The following is a 19,848-nucleotide window of genomic DNA, read 5'->3' as shown; positions in this document are numbered from 1 at the left end:
TTGAGCCCTAAAAAAAATGCTTAGTAATGATATAACTGATAAATAAGTTATAAAACGCACTAAACAGTTTTTAAACTGAAATATCAGTTATACATTTGACCCATGGAGGAACTAACCAAAACCGAGGAGCCCATCATGCAGGCGCTCTGGAAGTTAAAGCAGGCGTTTGTAAAGGACATCATCGAACACCTGCCTGACGACCCTAAGCCGCCCTACAACACCGTGTCATCAGTGGTGCGCATTTTGGAGCGCAAGGGCTACGTGGGCTTCAAGGCGTATGGCAAGACCTACGAGTACTTTCCGCTCATCAGCAAGGCGCAATATCGGGCGCAAAGCCTAAAGCGCATGCTAGCTCGCTACTTTGATAATTCGCCCGCTGCGTTGGTATCGTACATGGTCGAAGAGTCGCTGAACCCGAAAGAGATTCAGCAGCTACGCAAGCTGCTTGATGAGGACGAGGCTAAAAACTCGACCGGCCGTGGGTAGCAGCTTTTTTCTGTACCTCGCGGCAGCTACGGCTTGCCAGGGCGTGTTTGCGCTGGGCTATTGGCTACTACTGGCCCAGCTCTCCACCTTCGCTTGGAACCGTGCTTACCTACTAAGCGCACTCGTGCTGAGCGCCGTGCTGCCGCTGGTAGCGTTGCCCGCCGCTTGGTCGCAGCTGCTGTGGCCCGCGGCGCTACCGACCGCCACACTCCCGACGTGGCACCTAGGGGCCGCTTTGGCGCCAGCTACCACGGCCGCCGCACCAGCAGGTATCCCTTGGCTAAGTGTGGCGCTGGCGGTGTACTGGCTGGGTGTAGGCTACCGCGCATGGGGCACATTGCGTCACCTAGGGTGGCTGTATAGCCTCAGCCGGTGGCACCCGCGCACGCGCCTTGGCCAGGGCTGGTTGGTGCAGTTGCCCGAGCCCAGCCGGCCAGCGTTTTCGTTTGGGCGCTTCGTGTTTTTGTCGCCGGCCCACGCTCAGCTCAGCGACGCCGAATATGCACTGCTGGTGCAGCACGAGCAAGTGCACGGCGCGCAGTACCACTCGCTCGACTTGTTACTGGCCGAGGCCCTAGGGTGGTTTTTCTGGTTCAATGGGCTCGTGTTCTACTTCCAGCGGCAGCTGCGCCTAGTGCACGAGTACCTGGCCGATGCCGCCGTGACACGCCCGGCCGGCCGCCGCACCGCTTACGGGCACCTTCTGCTGAAGCTGGCCGCCGGGCCGCTACCTACCTCGCTGGTGCATCCATTTTCTACCAAGCAGGTCACCCAGCGCATTCACATGCTCACCTTTCCCCCCTCTTCTCCTATGAAAAAGCTTCGTTTTTTGTTAGTTGTGCCAGTTGCTGCCCTGGCCTGGGTGGGCGCCGCCGTGCTACGCCCTGCGCCATCTGTGGCGGCCAGCTTACCTAGTACCCAGCCGGTAGCCGAGGCGCAAGGTCGCATTGGCACCATTACTTGGCGGGGTAACAAATTTCTGACTACGGCACAGCTCAACGAAGCCCTAGGGCTGAAAGCTGGCGACACATATAGCAAAGAGGTGCTAGGGACGACTCTCTTCTACCGGCCCGATAATAGCGACGTCACCTCGCGCTATATGGACAATGGGTACTTGTTTTTTCAGGTTACGCCGAGCGCTACGACCCGGCCCGACGGAACGACCGACATCGTGCTCACCATCAATGAAGGTCCGGTAGCACACATCAATACCGTCACCGTCTTTGTAAGAGCAAAGGAAAGCAAAAAAGGACTGGCTCCTGATGCGCCTCAGCCAGAGAAATTGAGCCAACTAATCGCCCTAAATCCTGGTGAGCTTTTCAGTCGCGCCAAGCTGCTACAGGCACAACGTAATTTGGCGGCAAGTGGCCTTGTTGACCCTACTAAAGTCGATATCAATCCCAAGCCTGACCCAGCAACTAATAAGGTTAACATCGATTTCGCCGTAACGGAGAAGTAGCCAATTGCTAACTTTTCGCTTCAAAAATTTGCTTTTCTCCAAAAGCGTCGTTCCTTTGCCCCCGCAAACCGATTTCAACTATGTCTTTCTACGCAACCGTTTCGCAAAGCTGGTGGCACTCAACCTTCCCCGAAGGCTGAGCATTAGGCATTATAAGTTGGTTGAACCCCTCTGAGATTCTCCAAGCCCGCTGCTCACCGCAGCGGGCTTTTTTGTTGTTTTAGCTTCTCGTTTTCTTTTTGCCATGTCGGCCACTACTGAAGTTTCCTCCGCTATTCTCGTTCACAGCCGACACCGTCGGCTGCTGGCCGACACCCTCACGCCGGTGAGCTTATACCTGCGTCTGCGTGACCAGTTTGTGGGCACGCTGCTGCTCGAAAGCTCCGACTACCACGGCAACAACAACAGCTTTTCCTACCTCTGCTTCAGCCCGGTAGCGCGCTTCGAGCTGGATAAAGACCAGCTCACCACCCAGCGCCCCGGCCAGTCGACCAGTACCGATACCCTCGCCGACCCACGCCAGGCTCTCGAGTTGCTGCGCGAGTTTCGGGAGAGCTTCCAGCCAGCTGCGCCTTCGGGGCTGCCGTTTATCACCAACGGGCTGTTTGGGCACATGGCGTACGAGGCGGTGCAAAACTTTGAGGACGTGACGCTGCGCGACAAGCCCGGCGCCAGCACGGTGCCGGCCATCGTGTACCAAGCGTTTCGCTATGTCATCGCCATCAACCACTTCAAGGACGAGCTGTATTTATTTGAGCACCAGTACCTAGGCGAAGGCGAGGAGCCCGCCGCTGATACGCTCGACAGCATCGAGACGCTCATTCAGAGCCGCAACTTCGCAACGCACCCCTTCCGGCTAAACGGGCAGGAAACTTCTAACGCCACCGACGAAGAGTTTTTGGAGCTTATCCGCCTAGGGCAACACCACTGCCAGCGCGGCGACGTGTTTCAGATTGTGCTGTCGCGGCGCTTTCAGCAAGGGTTTCAGGGCGATGAGTTCAATGTGTACCGGGCGCTGCGCTCGCTCAATCCATCGCCCTACCTATTCTTTTTCGACTACGGTAGCTACAAAATTTTTGGCTCCTCGCCCGAGTCGCAGATTGTGGTTAATAAGGGGCAAGCGGTGCTCTACCCCATCGCGGGCACCTTCCGCCGCACTGGCGACGACGCGGCCGATGCCCGCTTGGCCCAGCAGCTGCTCGACGACCCCAAGGAAACCGCCGAGCACGTGATGCTCGTGGACCTAGCTCGCAACGACCTCAGCCGCCGCTGCGACGTAGTGGCCGTGGAGCGCTTCAAGGAAATCCAGTACTATTCGCACGTTATTCACTTAGTGTCTAAGGTAGTGGGCCAGCTAGGTGCCGACACCGAGCCGCTCGACGTGGTAGGCGAAACCTTCCCGGCCGGCACGCTCTCGGGCGCCCCTAAATACCGCGCCGTGCAGCTCATCGACCAGTACGAGAGCACCCAGCGTGGCTTCTACGGCGGCTGCATCGGCGCGCTCGACTTTGGCGGCGACTTCAACCACGCCATCATGATTCGCACTTTCCTCAGCAAGGACAACACGCTCTATTACCAGGCCGGCGCGGGCGTAGTCGCCAAATCGGTGCCGGCCAGCGAGCTACAAGAAGTGCACAACAAGTTAGGCGCGTTGCGCGCGGCGTTGCAGCAGGCGGAACGGGTGTAATTAAACAATACCAGTTTGTCTGTCATGCTGACGAAGGAAGCATCTTATCACGACTGCTTCGTCCGGAATATTTAAGTCCAACGGTGCGAGCGTGATAAGGTCCTTCGCAAGCTCAGGATGACAGACGTTGAAATAAACTCTTAATAAAATGGCTATCCTAGTTCTCGACAACTACGACTCTTTCACCTACAACCTCGTGTACATGCTGCGCGAGCTAGGCCAGCAAGTAGACGTGTTTCGCAACGATAAAATCAGCCTCGACGAGGTCGATAAGTACTCGCACATTTTGCTGTCGCCCGGCCCCGGCATCCCGAGCGAAGCCGGCATCATGCCTGAACTTATCAAGCGCTACGCGCCCACCAAGCATATCCTAGGTGTGTGCTTGGGCCACCAAGCCATCGGCGAAGCATTTGGCGGCCAGCTGGCTAACCTAGGCGAGGTGCACCACGGCGTGGCGCACGTGCTGCACCAAACGCCCGACGCGGCCGATAACCGTCTCTTCAACGACGTGCCCAACGACGTGCGCGTGGGCCGCTACCACTCTTGGACTATCGCGCCCGACGGCGTGCCCGCCGAGCTGCGCGTAACCGCTGTGGACGAAAACGGCCAGGTGCTGGCCCTCGCCCACCGCGATTACGATGTCCTAGGTGTGCAGTTTCACCCCGAGTCGGTGCTTACGGAGCACGGCAAAACCATGCTGGCAAACTGGGTCAACGGGTAATTGCCGAGAAACTCGGCCGTCATGCAGCGCGCCGCGAAGCATCTCGCCCGCTTCATTGCTAACCTATTGCTTACTGCTGCACGCAAGATGTTTCACTGCGTTCAGCATGACGACCAAACCCTGAATTATTAAAGTGAAAGACACGCTCAACCACCTCTTTGCCTACCGCACGCTGCCCCAAGAGGAGGCACACCGCGTGGTGCTAGGCATCGCCCAAGGCCAGTACAACCCGGCCCAAATCGCAGCCTTCCTCACCGTGTACCTCATGCGCAGCGTGACGGTAGAAGAGCTGGCGGGCTTCCGCAACGCCCTGCTCGAGTTGTGTCGCCCCGTAGACCTAGGCGGCGTCGATGCGATGGACGTATGCGGCACTGGCGGCGACGGCCGCAATACCTTCAATATCTCCACCTTATCGGCCTTCGTGCTAGCTGGCGCGGGTCAGCCCATTGCCAAGCACGGCAACCACGGCGTGTCGAGCATCAGTGGCAGCAGCACGGTATTGGAGCACCTAGGGGTCAAGTTTACAGCCGACAACGACCAGCTGAAGCGCCAACTTGAGGAGGCCAATATCTGCTTTTTGCACGCCCCGCTGTTTCACCCGGCACTCAAAAACGTGGCACCGCTGCGCAAGGAGCTAGGTGTAAAAACCTTCTTCAACATGCTGGGGCCGCTTGTGAACCCAGCCCGGCCGCGCTTGCAGTTGGTAGGCGTATTCAGCTTGGAATTGGCGCGCCTCTACGCCTACCTGCACCAGCAGGAAACGAACCGAGAGTTTCTCATTGTGCATAGCCTCGATGGCTACGACGAGGTATCGCTAACCGGGCCGGTGAAGCTCATTAGCCGCCAGGGCGAAGAACTGCTAACGCCCACCGACCTAGGACTGCCGCAAACCACGCCCGAAGCATTATTTGGCGGCGACACGGTAGCTGAGGCGGCCCACATCTTTATGAAAGTGCTGCGCAACGAAGCCCCGGAGGCCCACCGCAATGCCGTACTCGCCAACGCCGCGCTAGCCTTGCGCACTGCTGGCCGCGCCGCCAATGTGACCGGAGGCCTGGCCATGGCCGCCGAGTCGCTGGACAGCGGCCGGGCGCGCCAAGCTTTTGAGAAGCTGCTGGCTTTAAACTAACAGCAGTCACCATACAGCACGATTGTCATGCAGCGCGCCGCGAAGCATGATAGATGACAAAGACACTCATGACCATTCTTGATAAAATCATCGCCGAAAAGCGCCAGGAAGTAGCCCGCCGCGAGGCTGAAACCCTTGTTGCCGACCTCGAAAAGCAGCCCGATTTCACGCGCCCGGTGCTGTCGGCGCGGGCGGCGCTCACGGCCGCGGGCTCGACTGGCATTATCGCTGAGTTTAAACGACGCTCGCCGTCGAAGGGCCTGATTAATGGTACGGCCGAGGCGGGGGCCACTACGGCTGGCTACGTGGCAGCGGGCGCAGCTGTGTTATCGGTGCTTACCGATGAGCCGTTTTTTGGCGGCACGCCGGCCGACTTGCGGGCGGCTCGGGCGGCCAATCCAGCCACGCCGATTTTGCGCAAAGATTTTATTGTTAGCGAGTACCAGATTACGGAGGCGCGAGCGATGGGTGCCGATTTAATTCTGCTCATTGCCTCGTGCCTTACCCCGGCCGAGGTCGGGCAGTTCAGCGAGTTTGCGCACAGCCTAGGGCTGGAAGTACTACTAGAAGTGCACGACGAAGCCGAGCTGCGCAGCCACCTCACCGACAGCGTAGACCTAGTAGGCGTGAACAATCGCAACCTCAGCACCTTCGTGACCGACGTAGACACCTCGGCACGACTGGCGACGCTCATTCCAGACCACTTTGTGAAAGTGGCCGAGAGCGGCTTGCAGCACGCCAGCACCATCCAGTCTCTGCGTGCGGTAGGCTACCAAGGCTTCCTCATTGGGGAAACGTTTATGAAAACCACTGACCCTGCGGCGGCACTCGCGGGGCTAGTGAGCGAACTATCCGGCCCGGTTTCGGCTTCTTAGGCGACTATGAAAATCAAAATCTGCGGCATGCGCGAAGCTGGCAATTTGTGGGCGGTTGCCGACTTATCACCAGACTTGCTGGGCTTTATTTTCTACGAAAAGTCGCTGCGCTACATGCGCGAGACGCTTGACCCCGAGCAGGTCCGCAGCTTGCCCCCAAGCATTGCCAAAGTGGGGGTGTTTGTAGATGCCAGCCTAGCGGAAGTACAAGCTACTGCCTGCGCCTACACGCTTGACTACGTGCAGCTACACGGCCACGAATCACCGGCTTACTGCCAACAGGCGCATACTTCAGGATTGCGGATAATCAAGGCCTTTGCAGTAGGTGAAACCTTCGATTTTGCAAGCCTTGCTGACTACGAGGCCAGCTGCGATTTCTTTTTGTTTGACACCAAAGGTGCGCTGCCCGGCGGCAATGGCACGGCCTTCGACTGGCAGATTTTGGCTGGTTACACGGGCACCACGCCCTTTTTGCTGAGCGGCGGCCTAGGGCCGGATAATCTAAACGCACTGCTCGATTTTCACCACCCCCAGCTCTACGGCTTCGATTTTAATAGCCACCTCGAAACCGCGCCCGGCCTGAAGGATGTGGCCGCCACCCGTACGCTCTTGCAGCGCCTGCATCAGGCCGCTTCCTAACTCTTAACTGATAACTCATAACCTAATTATGACTGCTACCGCCCCCTCGCCCTACCAGGTAGATGCCCACGGCTACTACGGCCCCTTCGGCGGCGCCTACGTGCCCGAAATGCTGTATCCTAACGTGGAGGAGCTGCGCGACAACTACTTGCGCATCACCAAGGACCCGGAGTTTCAGCGCGAGTTTCAGCAGCTGCTGACCGATTATGTGGGGCGGCCCACGCCGCTGTTTCTAGCCCAGCGCCTATCGGCTCACTACGGCACCACCATCTACCTCAAGCGCGAGGACCTGTGCCACACTGGCGCGCACAAGATTAATAATACCATCGGCCAGATACTGGTGGCCAAGCGCCTGGGCAAGCAGCGCATTGTAGCCGAAACCGGCGCAGGCCAGCATGGGGTGGCCACAGCCACTGTGTGCGCCCTCATGGGCCTCGAGTGCATTGTGTACATGGGCGAAATTGACATTGAGCGACAAAAGCCCAATGTGGACCGCATGCGGATGCTAGGTGCCAAAGTAGTACCCGCCACTAGCGGTAGCAAAACGCTGAAAGACGCCACCAACGAGGCAATGCGCCACTGGATTTCGAACCCCACCGACACACACTACATCATCGGCTCGGTGGTGGGGCCACACCCCTACCCTGACATGGTAGCGCGGTTTCAGTCTGTTATTTCGGCCGAGACCATCAGCCAACTCCTGCACCAGACCGGCCGGGCCACGCCCGACTTCATGCTGGCCTGCGTGGGCGGTGGCTCCAACGCCGCGGGCGCCTTCTACCACTACCTCGACGAGCCCAGCGTGCGCCTGATTGCAGCCGAAGCCGCTGGCCAGGGCATCGACACTGGCCACTCGGCCGCCACCACGGCCCTAGGTAAGCCCGGCATCTTGCACGGCGCTAGCACCATCTTGATGCAGACCGAAGATGGCCAGGTGACCGAGCCGTACTCCATCTCGGCGGGCTTGGACTACCCGGGCATCGGGCCGCAGCACGCGCAGCTGTTTGCCACCGGGCGGGCCGAGTTCTTGTCCATCACCGACAAGCAGGCGCTCGACGCAGCCTTTCAGCTTTCGCGGCTAGAAGGAATTATTCCGGCCCTCGAAACGGGCCACGCGCTGGCTTGCCTGCCGCTCATCGGGGCTAAGAAAGATGACGTGGTAGTGGTTTGCCTGTCGGGCCGCGGCGACAAGGACCTAGCTACTTACACCAAGCATTTGGAAGAATACGCAAGCTAACTATCTATCATGCTCATCTAGCATCCCACAGGAAGCATCTTATCACGCGGGTATTAAACCGTGCGCACCTGAGAAGATGCCCTCTTTGGGACGCTAGATGAGCACGATAGATAGCTTTTTACACTCTTACCATGAACCGCCTCACCGACCTATTCCAACGCAAAACGGCCGACGTGCTCAACGTTTATTTCACGGCCGGCTTCCCGCAGCTCCACGACACGGTGCCTATCCTCAAAGCCTTGCAAGAGGCCGGCGCCGACCTAGTAGAAATCGGCATGCCCTACTCCGACCCGGTGGCCGACGGTGAAACTATTCAGCGCAGCAACCAGCAGGCCCTCGAAAACGGCATGACCGTGGCCAAGCTGTTTGAGCAATTACAAGATATTAGAGAGCAAGGCATTACGGTGCCGATTTTGCTCATGGGCTACCTCAACCCGGTGGTGCAGTTTGGGGTCGAGAAATTTTGCCAGCAGTGCCAGGCCACGGGCGTCGATGGCGTCATTTTGCCCGACCTACCGCTCGAAGTGTATGAGCGCCAGTACCGCCCGCTATTTGTGCAGTACGGCCTGAAAGTAGTGTTCTTAGTAACACCGCAAACCAGCGCCGCCCGCGTGCGCCAGCTCGATGCCCTGGCCGATGGCTTTATCTACCTGGTAGCGGCCGCCGGCACTACCGGCGCCCAAACCGACATGAACGCTGATGTAGACGCATATCTCAGCCGTACCAAAGCCCTAGGTCTACAAAACCCGACGCTTGTGGGTTTTGGCATCAGCGATGCGGCCAGCTTTGCGGCGGCGAGCCGGCACACCACGGGGGCTATTATTGGCAGCGCCTTCATTCGCCTCTTGCAACAGACACCTGCCGAGCGACAGCCACTGGCTATCAAAGAGTTTGTGCATAGCATTCGGGCCTAGCGCCTAGCTGGACTTTGCTTGTTTACCTACCGAAAAGGGACCCTAGGGTCCCTTTTTCTATATAGCCCCGTCAATCATTTGTGTAGATTAATTCTAAACAAATTTTGAGCGCGCCCCTTGGCGGTTGTTAATTTGCAACTTCTTTAGATTGCTTCTAATTAAAGTTTCAATGAACCCCTCTCGTTACCTACTCTTTCCGCTAGTAGTATGTGCCGCGGCAACTACCGCTCAGGCTCAGACTACTGGCACCATCAATGGCCGCGTCACTAACAGTAATGGTGGAGCAGTGGAGGCCGTAAGCGTGGGCTTGCAGGGACAAACGAAGGGGGACCTGACCGACGAGCAGGGGCGGTTTCGCATTCGGCAAGTAGCGCCGGGCGAGTACACCATCGTAGTGTCGGCGGTGGGTCTGAAAACCGAGCAGCGCACCGTGACCGTAACGGCCGGCCAAACGGCGACCGTAGACTTTGCGCTGACTGAGAGCGCGGCCGAGCTGAAGGAAGTGGTAGTACGCGGCAACCGCACCAACAAGTTTAACCGCCCTGTCAGCGTAGACGTGGCCAAGATGCCGCTCAAAAACCTGGAGAACCCGCAGGTGTACGCCACCGTGGGCAAGGAGCTGCTGACCGAGCAGCTGGTGTTTTCGGTAGATGATGCCACGCGCAACGTGCCGGGCCTGCAGAAAATGTGGGAAGCCACTGGCCGCGGCGGCGATGGCGGCGCTTTCTACGCCAGCCGGGGTTTTGTAGTGTCGAGCCAGCTGCGCAACGGGGTGGCCGGTAATGTCACCAGCGATATCGACGCCATTAACCTAGAAAAGCTAGAGGTTATTAAAGGGCCGTCGGGCACGCTGTTTGGCAGCTCGCTTACCTCCTACGGCGGCCTGCTCAACCGCGTAACCAAGAAGCCGCTCGATGCCTTCGGCGGCGAGCTCAACGTGGCGGCTGGCAGCTACGGCTTCCACCGCGTGAGCGCCGACGTGAACTTGGTAGACAGCAACGTACCCGCCGACCAGCCCAAGCAGCTAGCCCTGCGCCTGAACACGGCCTACACCTACGAAGACAACTTCCAGAACGTGGGCTACCCGGGCTTCACCAAAAACCTGGCCGTAGCCCCCAGCCTGCAATACCGCCCCAGCGACCGGCTGACCATCAACCTCGATGCCGAGATTTACAAAGGCACCAACGTAGGTAAGCAGCTTATTTTCTTCTACTTCCCTGCGGCGCAGCTTGGGGCCGACCGCGCCGACCAGCTACCGCTCGACTACCGGCAGTCGTACCAGGGCGATGGGCTAACGCAGGACTCGCGCAGCACCAACCTGTTTGGGCAAGTACGCTACCAGATTTCGCCGAGCTTTACTTCTACTACCTACCTCACCAGCAGCCACAGCTTCTCCAACGGCTTCGGGCCCTATTTCTACTTGTCGCCAGGCGCCAATGGTGGGCCACTTTCCATTGCCCGCGCCGACCAATCGACGCAAAATAGCCGCCGCCAGATTTTCGAGGTGCAGCAACTATTTAATGGTGATTTTCAGCTCGGCAACCTGCGCAACCGCGTAGTGCTAGGCCTCGATTTTCAGCGCTTTGACTCAAACGTAGATTTTCTCGGAGGTAATTTTGACTCGCGCCCCCTCGGCCTAGGTGCCGATGCGTACCGCGACTTTACGGGGGCGGCCGTGGCTGCTGCCTATGCCACTACCCCGCCCGCGCACTACCTGATTACAACCAAGACGAACACGTACAGCGCCTTTCTGTCGGATGTACTGAATCTGACTGACCAGCTGAGTGTACTGGCCGCGCTGCGCGTTGACCATTTCGACAACAAAGGCGGCATTCTGTATTCGCCGGTAGAAGCGTATTCCCAAACGGCTTTCTCGCCCAAGTTTGGTATTGTGTACCAGCCAGTGAAAGACCGGGTGGCGCTGTTTGCCAACTACCAGAACAGCTTTACCAACCTAGGTTCGTTTGTGGCGCCGGGCGGCACTGTAGCGACGATTGCCAAGCCCGAACGTGCCAACCAGTGGGAGGCCGGCGTGAAGCTGGATGCCGCTGGTGGCCGCGTAAGTGCCACGGTTAGCTACTACGACATTCGGGTGGCCAATCGCTTACGCCAGGCGCCTACCGTCGCTAACCCCTCGGCTCAGCTGCAGGATGCCAACCAGTGGAGCCGCGGCGCCGAGCTGAACCTAACGGCTAACCCCGTGCGCGGCCTCAACATCGTGGGTGGCTTTGCCTACAACTATTCGGTGTACGTGAAATCGGACGGCGACGTGAATGGCCGCCGCCCTAACACTGCCTCCTCGCCCTACCTAGCCAATGCCTGGGTAAGCTACCGCCAGCCCGAAGGCCCGCTACAAGGCCTGGGCTTGGGCTTTGGCGGCAACTACGCCAGCGACAACAAAATTGTGAACAGCGTGGCGCTGGGCGTTTTTACCTTGCCTAGCTACACCGTGCTGAATGCCAGCGCCTTTTATGACCAGCCCAAATACCGCCTGTCTGTGAAAGTAGACAACCTGACCGATAAGCACTATTGGATAGGCTACACCACTATGAGCCCGCAGAAGCTGCGCAGCATCATCGGCTCGGTGGCGTATAAGTTTTAATAACAGCTTTACTGCTGTCTGTCATTGTGAGCGCAGCGAAGCATTCGCACCTGTTTGGCTACTACCTAGGGTGCGATTGTCTCGCTGCACTTGCAATGACAATCTTATTTTACTTCCCCGTTTCTCTATGACCTTCCGCAAACTTATCGGCAAGCTGCATTTGTGGCTGGGGCTAGCCTCGGGGCTGATTGTGCTCATCGTAAGCTTGTCGGGGGCAGTGTTTGTGTTTCAAGACGAAATCCGGGACCTAACGCAGCCCTGGCGCAAGCTAGAGGTGCAGGCCCGGCATATGCTACCGCCTTCGGTGTTGCAAGCTACAGCCGCCCAGGCCAAGCCTGGCTTCACGGCTTCCTGGACTACCTACAACGGCCCCGACCGCTCTACGGCCGTGTACCTGAGCAAGGGCGAGGAAGTGTATTATGCCTTCTTGAATCCCTACACCGGCCAGCTGCTGAAGGTACAGAATCTGAAAAGCGACTTTTTTACTATTGTGCAATACTTGCACATGTATCTGCTGTTGCCGCCCGCCATCGGCAAATGGATAGTAGACATTGCCGTTATCACGTTTGTGGTGATGCTTATCTCGGGGATAGTGCTGTGGTGGCCGCGCAACAAGGCGGCCCGCAAGCAGCGCTTTTCGGTAAAGTGGCAGGCCTCGCCCAAGCGCCGCAACTACGACCTGCACAACGTGCTGGGCTTCTACGCCAGCGCTCTAGGGCTGGTGCTGGCCCTCACCGGCTTGTGCATCAGCTACGAATGGCTTATGGATGGCGTGGGCGCCCTGGCCAATGGCGGCCGCTCCATCGCCGCCGAAAACGCGGAGCCTAAGGTTGACACCTTGCTTACGGCCCGGCCCGCCCGGCCGGTGGTAGACATTGCCTACGCCCATATGCGGCAGCAGTCGCCCCAGGCCGAGATGCTGCTCATTGGCCCTACTACCGACGCCGCTACGCCCGTATGGTGCACCGCTTACGGCAAGTCACTACACTATTACCACCGCGACGAGTACCGCTTTCACCCCCGCACTGGCCAGCTGCTAATGGTTCAGCCGCACGATAGCAAGAGCAACGGCAAGAAGCTGGCCGATATGAACTACGACCTGCACACCGGCCTTATCCTGGGTCTGGGAGGCAAGGTTATCGCGTTCACCGTCAGCCTAATTTCAGCTAGCCTGCCCATCACAGGCTTCCTAGTGTGGCGCGGCCGGCAGCACAACCGCAAAAAGCATCAGCAGCCGCTGGCCGTAGCTGCGGCCTAGGTTAGCGTAGCGGGTAGCGCTTGAAGGACACGTTGCTCATGACTTCCTTCTCATACTTGGCCAAGCAGTGTTTATTGAATTCAGGGCTGAAATTGACTTCGCCAGGCTGCACGGTTTTGGGCACTGGCTGGCCCTGCCGGAAGAAGTAGACTTTGGTGGTGCCGTACTTGGTGTAGGGCGCTAGGTCGCCGTACTGACGCATTTCGCGCCAGAGTGTATCGGCCACCGTCACGGCCATTACGCGGGTGACGGGACCAGTATTGTTCTCATTGCGGTAAGCCGCTACTTCCTGAAAATTGCCCGGCAAGTCCTGCCCAGTGGGCTGGCTCAGCGAGTCGTACACAAACCAGCCGAGCAGCACCACCACGGCACCTAGGGCGAGATATTTTACATTCATAACCTTGAAACAGGATTTGTGGCGAGCAGCTTAGCGGCTCACCGCAGTACTAACATCTCAACTGGGCGTTCGGCTTTTTCTAGCGTCAGCCCTAGGTCGGCCAAAGCCCGCAGCAAGTCGCCGGGCTTTTCTTGCTGGTAGCTAAACTCCAGGTTATAGCGGGTAGTGGTGGGCGTGGCCAGCAGCACGGGCAGCTCTACCAAACCGAATCCTTCGAGGTAATCGGCTACTTCGGCTAAAGTCACGTTAGCGCCCTGGTACGTGCCTACTGAGGCAGCTTCGCTACTCGGCTTTTCGAAGCCAGTGGCGGGCGGCAGCTTGCGGGCATCGGCTACGCGCAGCAAATACACCGACCTAGGGCGCGGCTCTAAAGTGGCACGCAAGTCGAAGCGGGCGGCTAGCTCCTGGCGCATTGTAGGCAGCAGGCTGGCTTCCTGCCCTTTGGGCACAATGATATCGAGGCAGTACAGGGGCAGCTTGGAGCTGGTGGGCGCAGCGGGCCGCAGGTCGAGGGTGCGGCCGTAGGGCAGCCCGCCGTAGGCCAAGCGGTAGAGTTCGGGCAAGGCAATGTTGAGGGCCGTGAGGCGGCGGTTGTGGAAGGCCGACGAATCTTGCGGATAGCTGCGGGTCATGCTTGCCACGCCGCGTAGGGCGGGCTGCATCAGGAAGCGCGGCGGAGTGGCCGCCGTGGCCGGAAAGTAGGTGGCGATAGCATTACGGCTCACGACATCCTGTTTAAGGGGCAAATTAATAGCTTGCCCCTTAAGCACTCGCGCTATTACCTGAGCCGTAATGAATTGAGGTTCGGTGCTGGCTACCACACGGCCCGCCGCGTCGAGCAGCACCGAGTGCGGAATAATTTGGTAAGAAAAGAGCTGTTGGAGCGAGTCGCTCGCCGCCCCCACCACGGAGGCAAACAACAGGTTGGATGGCCGCGCCTGTAGGAAGCGACCTAGGCGTGCCGGCGAGTCGGGGCTGATGGCTACCACTTGCAGCCGCTCGCCAAACTGCCGCTGCAACTCCTGCAAGTGCGGCATCGCCGTGAGGCACGGCCCGCAATACGTGGCCCAAAACTCTAGCAGCACCACTTTGCCGCGCAGCTGCGCCAGCGTGAGGCTGGGTTGCGAGCCATTGAGCACGGTGTTGAAGCGCAGGTTGGGTGCCAGCTGGCCTAGAATGGCTTGGGCGTGGCTGGCCGGGGTGCTCAGCAGTAAGCCGAGCCAAAAAATTAGGAGCTTTTTCATGGCGATTGTTTTTTTGGCAAACCTCGCCGTAGCTCTCCACTACCCTTAGTTAACACCCGTTAAGAAGTGTTAAGGTGTGTTAAACCTCAAGCACTTTGCTTATTCGCCGGCTACTTTCGAGTTAGATGAAGCGACGAATCAAGCTTTTGGTGGCCCTTATGGCCGGGTGCACGCTAGCGCTGCTAGGCCTGCAAGCCTACTGGAACTACCAGGCCTACCAGCAGGCGCTGCGCAGCTTTCGGCGCGATGCCAACGAGGCTCTGGCCGACGCTACCCGCCAAGAAATCCGTCTGCGTCAAGAAGCGCTATTCCAACGCTGCCGGGCTTGGCTAGCCGATACCAACCAGTTTGTTATCGCGGCCCACGTAGACTCAGCCGAAGGCTACACCATCTTCTCGCTCGCTGATAAGCATCCCTTGCCTAGGGAGAAGCGGGCGCCTTACACCATCGGCTTCCGCGATTTCGAACTTAAAACCAAGCGCCTTGATGCCGCCGGCCGGGCCTTCTTTATTAAGCGCTTCACTGCTAGCACTGTAGCCAACAATGTGCGCGAAGGCTTGGCTTACTACTACACCCGCCGCTTAGGCGACAAGCTGGTGGCTGCCTTTGAGGCCGATACAGTGCACACCCGGCGCCTAGGGCAGCTATACGCCCGCGCCCTGCGGCAACGCGATATTTCGACGCCATTTCAGCTGGCGCTGGCGCAACGGTCGCAACCAACAAGAGAACTGATTTTTGCAACAAGTGCAGTAGATGCCAATGCGTTCGGCAAAAAGAACGCTCGGCTGCGGGCGTGGTTTCCAAACCCACAGCGCGTGTACCTGCGTCGTATGCAGGGCGTGCTGCTAGGCTCGGTGGGGCTGATTGGCATCGTGGTGTTTTGCTTCGCCTACACCGTGCGGTCGCTGCTCAGCCAGGAGCGGCTGGCGGCGCTCAAGGACGACTTTGTGAGCAATATGACCCACGAGCTCAAAACGCCCGTGGCTACCATCGGCGTGGCGGCTGAAGCGCTGGAGCAGTTCGACCTCGGCCCAGAAGCTAGTGCTGAATACCTGGGCATTATTCGCCAGCAAGCAGGCCGCCTAGGTACCCTCATCGACCAGATTTTGCAGAGTGCCGTGGCCGAACACGCCGGCCCGCCCCTCGCCCGCCGCCCCCTCGACCTAGGGCCATTGCTGGCTCAGGTGTTGGCGCAGGTGCAGCCGCGGCTGATGCAGGCTGGCAGTCCGCTGGTGTACGAGGCGCCGCCCTCTCCCCTACCCATCGCCGGCGATGCCGTGCACCTCACCAATGTGCTGCTGACGCTTTTTGACAACGCTTTGAAGCACGGCCGCCTAGGGGGCGAAATTCAGCTATGGGGCGGCGTGCGCGACAGTAGCGCCGTGGTACAGCTCACCAACGAAGGCCCAGCCATTCCACCGCAGTACCTAGGGCGGGTGTTTGAAAAATTCTTCCGGGTGCCCACCGGCAACCGCCACGACGTGCCCGGCTATGGCCTGGGGCTGCACTACGCCCAGGCCGTGGTGCGGCACCACGGCGGCACCATTGTGGTGCGTAGCCAGGGCCAGCACACCACGTTTATCATCACCCTTCCCCTCATGCCCCATGTCGCCCTCGCCCCGGCTGCTGCTCTTAGAGGATGAGTTACCACTCGCCCGCATTGTGCGCGAAAGCCTAGAGCGCCAGGGTTACCAGGTGCACCACGCGGCTAATGGCGTGCTCGGGCTGGCTGCCTTTCAGCGCGATGCGTTCGACCTGTGCATCGTCGATGTCATGCTGCCGCAGCTCGATGGCTTTGCTTTCGTGGCCGAGGTGCGGCGCACCAACCAGCAGGTTCCCATTCTATTTCTCACGGCCAAGTCGCAGCCTGCCGATGTGGTGCAGGGCTTCGGCGTGGGTGGCAATGACTACCTGCGCAAGCCTTTCAGCCTCGAAGAACTAGCCGTGCGCCTGCGCGAACTATTGCGCCGGGTGCCCGCCGCACCCGAGTTGCCTGATACCCTTGCCTTAGGTCGCTATAGCTTCGTCCCACTTAAGCAAGAGCTGTGGCTGGAGGGCGAGTTGGTGGTCAAGCTTTCGCACCGCGAAAGCGAACTGTTGCGCCTGCTCGCCAGCCACCGACCACACCCACTGGCTCGCCAAGCTACGCTGCTACAGCTTTGGGGCGACGATTCGTTTTTCCACGCTCGCTCGATGGATGTGTTCATCTCGCGCCTACGCAAGCACCTGCGCCACGACACCAGCCTGGCCATCCTCAATATCAGAGGCGTAGGCTACCGGCTGGTGTCGTAGCGCGGGCGCTTGCCCTAGGTTTAGCCTTGCACCTTTTCGGCTAGAAAGCGCGCCGTATGGTTCGTGTCTTTAAGCTTCACCAGCTGCTCGGGCGTGCCTTCGAAGAGCAGGTGCCCGCCGTTGAGGCCGCCTTCGGGGCCCATGTCAATGAGCCAGTCGGCGCACTTGATGATGTCCATGTTGTGCTCGATAATGAGCACTGAATTACCTTGCTCTACCAGCGCGTTGAGCGCGCCCAGCAGCTTGGCAATGTCGTGGAAGTGCAGGCCAGTGCTCGGTTCGTCGAAGATGAACAAGATTTTATCTTGTTGCAGTGTAGCGCCTTTAGTGAGGAAGCTCGCCAGCTTCACGCGCTGGGCTTCGCCGCCGCTGAGCGTGTTGGCCGACTGCCCTAGGCGGATGTACCCGAGGCCTACGTCGAGCAACGGGCGCAGGCGCTCGGCTACTTTGGGCTGGCCTTTGAAGAACTCCACGGCGTCTTCCACCGTCAGGTCGAGCACCTCGAAGATGTTCTTGTCCTGAAATTTGATTTCCAGAATATCCTGCTTGAACTTGTGGCCGCCGCAGCTTTCGCAGGTCAGGAAAATGTCGGCCATGAACTGCATCTCGATTTTTACCTGGCCTTCGCCTTGGCACACCTCGCAGCGCCCGCCCTCCACGTTGAACGAGAAGTGCGACGGCTTCAGCCCCCGCGCTTTAGCTAGCGGCTGCTCCGAAAACAGCGTGCGGATGGTATCGTAGGCTTTGACATAGGTTACCGGGTTCGAGCGCGACGATTTGCCAATCGGGTTTTGGTCTACAAATTCGACGTGCGTTACCTGCCCGTTCACACCCAGTAAGCGGTCAAATTTGCCGGTGCTTTCGCCTGCGCCACCACCAAGCTGCTTCATCAGGGCCGGGGCCAGGATGCGCCGAATGAGCGTGGACTTACCCGAGCCTGACACGCCCGTCACCACCGTCATCACGTTCAGCGGAATCTTGACGCTCACGTTTTTGAGGTTGTTTTCGCGGGCGCCAGTCAGCTCCAGCGCATTGCGCCAGGGGCGGCGCACAGCGGGCACTGGCACATCCATTTTACCGCTCAGGTACTTGCCGGTGTAGGTCGCCTCGTCCTCCATCAGCTCCGGGAAAGTGCCCTGGAACATCAGGTTGCCGCCGCCGCTGCCGGCCTCGGGGCCGATGTCGATAATCTGGTCGGCGGCCTCCATCATCTTCTCCTCGTGCTCCACTACCACCACGGTATTGCCTAGCTCTTGCAGCGAGCGCAGCACGCCAATGAGCTGCTCGGCATCCTTGGGGTGCAGGCCGATACTGGGCTCGTCGAGCACATACATCGAGCCCACCAGCGCTGAGCCCAACGACGTAGCGAGCGAAATGCGTTGGCTCTCGCCTCCGCTCAGCGTATTGCTCAAGCGGTTGAGGGTGAGGTACCCTAGGCCCACCCTGTCTAGATAGCCTAGGCGGTTCGTAATTTCGGCCAGCAGGCGGTCGGCCACCGCCATTTCGTGCTCGCTCAGGCCCAGGTTCTGGAAGAACGTGAGCGCATCGGAGATGGGCAGCAGCACGAGGTCGGTTATGCTGCGGCCGTCGATTCTCACGTACTGCGCGTCTTTGCGCAGGCGGGTGCCACGGCAGTCGGGGCAGGTGGTGCGGCCCCGGTAGCGGCTTTGCAGCACGCGGTATTGAATTTTATGCGTCTGCTCGCTCACCCACCGGAAGTAAGCATCTAGTCCCTCAAAATACTTATTACCAGTCCAGAGCAAGCGCTGCTCGGCTTCGCTCAGCTCGTTGTAGGGGCGATGAATGGGGAAGTCGAACCGAATACCATTCTTGAGCAACGGCTTCAGCCACTCGCCCTGTTTTTCGGTGCGCCAGGGTGCGATGGCACCCTCGTACACCGTCATACTTTTGTCTGGAATTACTAGGTCCTCATCAATGCCCAGCACCGAGCCAAAGCCTTCGCAGGTGTGGCAAGCGCCATAGGAATTGTTGAACGAGAAGAAGTTAACGTTCGGCTCCTCAAACGTCAGCCCATCCAGCTCGAACTTGTCGGAGAAGGTACGCGTCTCGTCGTCCAGCTTCACGACGCACGTGCCGTGGCCTTCAAAGAAAGCCGTCTGCACCGAGTCGGACAGCCGGAATTGCAGGTCCTCATCGTCGGGCTGCACGGCAGCGCGGTCGATGAGGATGGATATGTCGCCCTCAACCTCCGGCTTGCCCTCGCCAATCAGGTCTTCGATAAATGCGTTTTGGCCATCGGCCAGCACCACGCGAGCGTAGCCCTTTTGCAAGAGCAGGTCTAGCTCCTTGCTCATGGGCCGGTCGGGCTCGGTGCGCAGCAGCGGAGCCAAGATGGTAACGCGCGTGCCTGCTTCGAGGCTAAATAAATAATCGACCACGTCGGCCACCGTGTCCTTGCGCACCTGCTCGCCGCTCACGGGCGAGTACGTGCGGCCCACCCGCGCAAACAGCAGCTTGAGGTAGTCATAAATCTCGGTGCTGGTGCCCACCGTCGAGCGGTTGTTCTTGATGCTAACCTTCTGCTCGATGGCGATAGCCGGCGAAATGCCCCGGATGTAGTCCACATCGGGCTTGTCCATGCGACCTAGGAACTGCCGGGCGTAGCTGCTCAGGCTTTCCACGTACATGCGCTGGCCTTCAGCGTACAAGGTATCAAAAGCCAGGCTCGATTTGCCCGAGCCTGAAAGGCCGGTGACCACGATAAACTTGTTGCGGGGCAGTGCCACGCTCAGGTTCTTGAGGTTGTGCACGCGCGCGTTTTTGATAACAATAAACTGGCGCGGGTCGAGGTGGTCGATTTCGTCGTGGGCCGGGGCGGCCACTTGCAGAGCGGAATTGTCGGACATGAATGCGGTAACGCCGGCCGGGGGGCGGAAGGTTTCGGGCG

General features: G+C 59.0%; 16 protein-coding genes. 13 read left to right on the top strand and 3 right to left on the bottom strand.

Features of this window, described 5'->3' with window-relative positions; translation table 11 throughout:
- The first annotated feature begins 102 nt into the window (after positions 1 to 102).
- The 11 genes from FNT36_RS21170 (at position 103) to FNT36_RS21120 (ending at position 13,007) form a co-directional block, all read left to right on the top strand.
- Positions 103 to 486 (top strand): BlaI/MecI/CopY family transcriptional regulator, encoded by a 384-nt coding sequence (locus tag FNT36_RS21170; protein ID WP_144851865.1) that lies wholly within the window; start codon positions 103 to 105, stop codon positions 484 to 486.
- Positions 479 to 1,945: a POTRA domain-containing protein gene (locus FNT36_RS21165; RefSeq protein ID WP_233636123.1), complete on the top strand. Its 1,467-nt coding sequence runs from the start codon at positions 479 to 481 to the stop codon at positions 1,943 to 1,945. Before FNT36_RS21170 ends, FNT36_RS21165 begins: the two co-directional genes overlap by 8 nt.
- A gap of 244 nt (positions 1,946 to 2,189) precedes the next feature.
- Positions 2,190 to 3,632, top strand: coding sequence for an anthranilate synthase component I family protein (locus FNT36_RS21160; protein ID WP_144851862.1), 1,443 nt, complete (start codon positions 2,190 to 2,192; stop codon positions 3,630 to 3,632).
- 148 nt (positions 3,633 to 3,780) lie between these two features.
- Positions 3,781 to 4,353: an anthranilate synthase component II gene (locus FNT36_RS21155; RefSeq protein WP_144851859.1), complete on the top strand. Its 573-nt coding sequence runs from the start codon at positions 3,781 to 3,783 to the stop codon at positions 4,351 to 4,353.
- 133 nt (positions 4,354 to 4,486) lie between these two features.
- The gene (gene trpD / locus FNT36_RS21150) at positions 4,487 to 5,482 is read left to right on the top strand and encodes an anthranilate phosphoribosyltransferase (protein WP_144851857.1); all 996 of its coding nucleotides are present in this window, start codon (positions 4,487 to 4,489) and stop codon (positions 5,480 to 5,482) included.
- A gap of 68 nt (positions 5,483 to 5,550) precedes the next feature.
- Positions 5,551 to 6,357: an indole-3-glycerol phosphate synthase TrpC gene (gene trpC, locus FNT36_RS21145; RefSeq protein ID WP_144852518.1), complete on the top strand. Its 807-nt coding sequence runs from the start codon at positions 5,551 to 5,553 to the stop codon at positions 6,355 to 6,357.
- Positions 6,358 to 6,363: 6 nt separating this feature from the next.
- On the top strand, positions 6,364 to 6,996 hold the full coding sequence (locus FNT36_RS21140; protein WP_144851855.1) for a phosphoribosylanthranilate isomerase: 633 nt from the start codon (positions 6,364 to 6,366) through the stop codon (positions 6,994 to 6,996).
- Positions 6,997 to 7,024: 28 nt separating this feature from the next.
- Positions 7,025 to 8,233: a tryptophan synthase subunit beta gene (trpB, locus tag FNT36_RS21135; protein ID WP_144851853.1), complete on the top strand. Its 1,209-nt coding sequence runs from the start codon at positions 7,025 to 7,027 to the stop codon at positions 8,231 to 8,233.
- A gap of 131 nt (positions 8,234 to 8,364) precedes the next feature.
- Positions 8,365 to 9,147 carry a tryptophan synthase subunit alpha gene (gene trpA / locus FNT36_RS21130; RefSeq protein ID WP_144851851.1) on the top strand — a complete coding sequence of 261 codons (783 nt, stop codon included), beginning with the start codon at positions 8,365 to 8,367 and terminating at the stop codon, positions 9,145 to 9,147.
- Positions 9,148 to 9,316: 169 nt separating this feature from the next.
- Positions 9,317 to 11,749, top strand: coding sequence for a TonB-dependent receptor (locus FNT36_RS21125; RefSeq protein WP_144851848.1), 2,433 nt, complete (start codon positions 9,317 to 9,319; stop codon positions 11,747 to 11,749).
- Between the two features lie 127 nt (positions 11,750 to 11,876).
- Entirely contained in the window at positions 11,877 to 13,007 is a 1,131-nt protein-coding gene (locus FNT36_RS21120) for a PepSY-associated TM helix domain-containing protein (RefSeq protein ID WP_144851846.1), read from the top strand.
- A gap of 1 nt (position 13,008) precedes the next feature.
- Here FNT36_RS21120 and FNT36_RS21115 read toward each other — a convergent pair whose 3' ends face one another.
- A complete protein-coding gene (locus FNT36_RS21115) occupies positions 13,009 to 13,404 on the bottom strand; it encodes a hypothetical protein (RefSeq protein WP_144851844.1) in 396 nt (131 codons plus the stop codon).
- 38 nt (positions 13,405 to 13,442) lie between these two features.
- Complete coding sequence (locus tag FNT36_RS21110; RefSeq protein WP_144851842.1) at positions 13,443 to 14,648, bottom strand: redoxin domain-containing protein; 1,206 nt, start codon at positions 14,646 to 14,648, stop codon at positions 13,443 to 13,445.
- Between the two features lie 125 nt (positions 14,649 to 14,773).
- On the opposite strand from FNT36_RS21110, the gene FNT36_RS21105 reads away from it, so the two are divergent.
- Both FNT36_RS21105 and FNT36_RS21100 read left to right on the top strand, forming a co-directional pair.
- On the top strand, positions 14,774 to 16,291 hold the full coding sequence (locus FNT36_RS21105) for a sensor histidine kinase (RefSeq protein WP_144851840.1): 1,518 nt from the start codon (positions 14,774 to 14,776) through the stop codon (positions 16,289 to 16,291).
- The gene (locus tag FNT36_RS21100; protein ID WP_144851838.1) at positions 16,254 to 16,940 is read left to right on the top strand and encodes a response regulator transcription factor; all 687 of its coding nucleotides are present in this window, start codon (positions 16,254 to 16,256) and stop codon (positions 16,938 to 16,940) included. The genes FNT36_RS21105 and FNT36_RS21100 overlap by 38 nt, the downstream gene beginning before the upstream one ends.
- A gap of 20 nt (positions 16,941 to 16,960) precedes the next feature.
- Here the strand turns inward: FNT36_RS21100 and uvrA are convergent, their stop codons facing one another.
- Positions 16,961 to 19,807 carry an excinuclease ABC subunit UvrA gene (gene uvrA, locus FNT36_RS21095; RefSeq protein ID WP_144851836.1) on the bottom strand — a complete coding sequence of 949 codons (2,847 nt, stop codon included), beginning with the start codon at positions 19,805 to 19,807 and terminating at the stop codon, positions 16,961 to 16,963.
- Positions 19,808 to 19,848: the final 41 nt, after the last annotated feature.

The sequence above is a fragment of the Hymenobacter setariae genome (assembly GCF_007713685.1).
GTDB lineage: Bacteria > Bacteroidota > Bacteroidia > Cytophagales > Hymenobacteraceae > Hymenobacter > Hymenobacter setariae.
The sequence above is the reverse complement of the archived record's forward strand: the minus strand, read 5'-3'. Positions and strand labels throughout refer to the sequence as shown.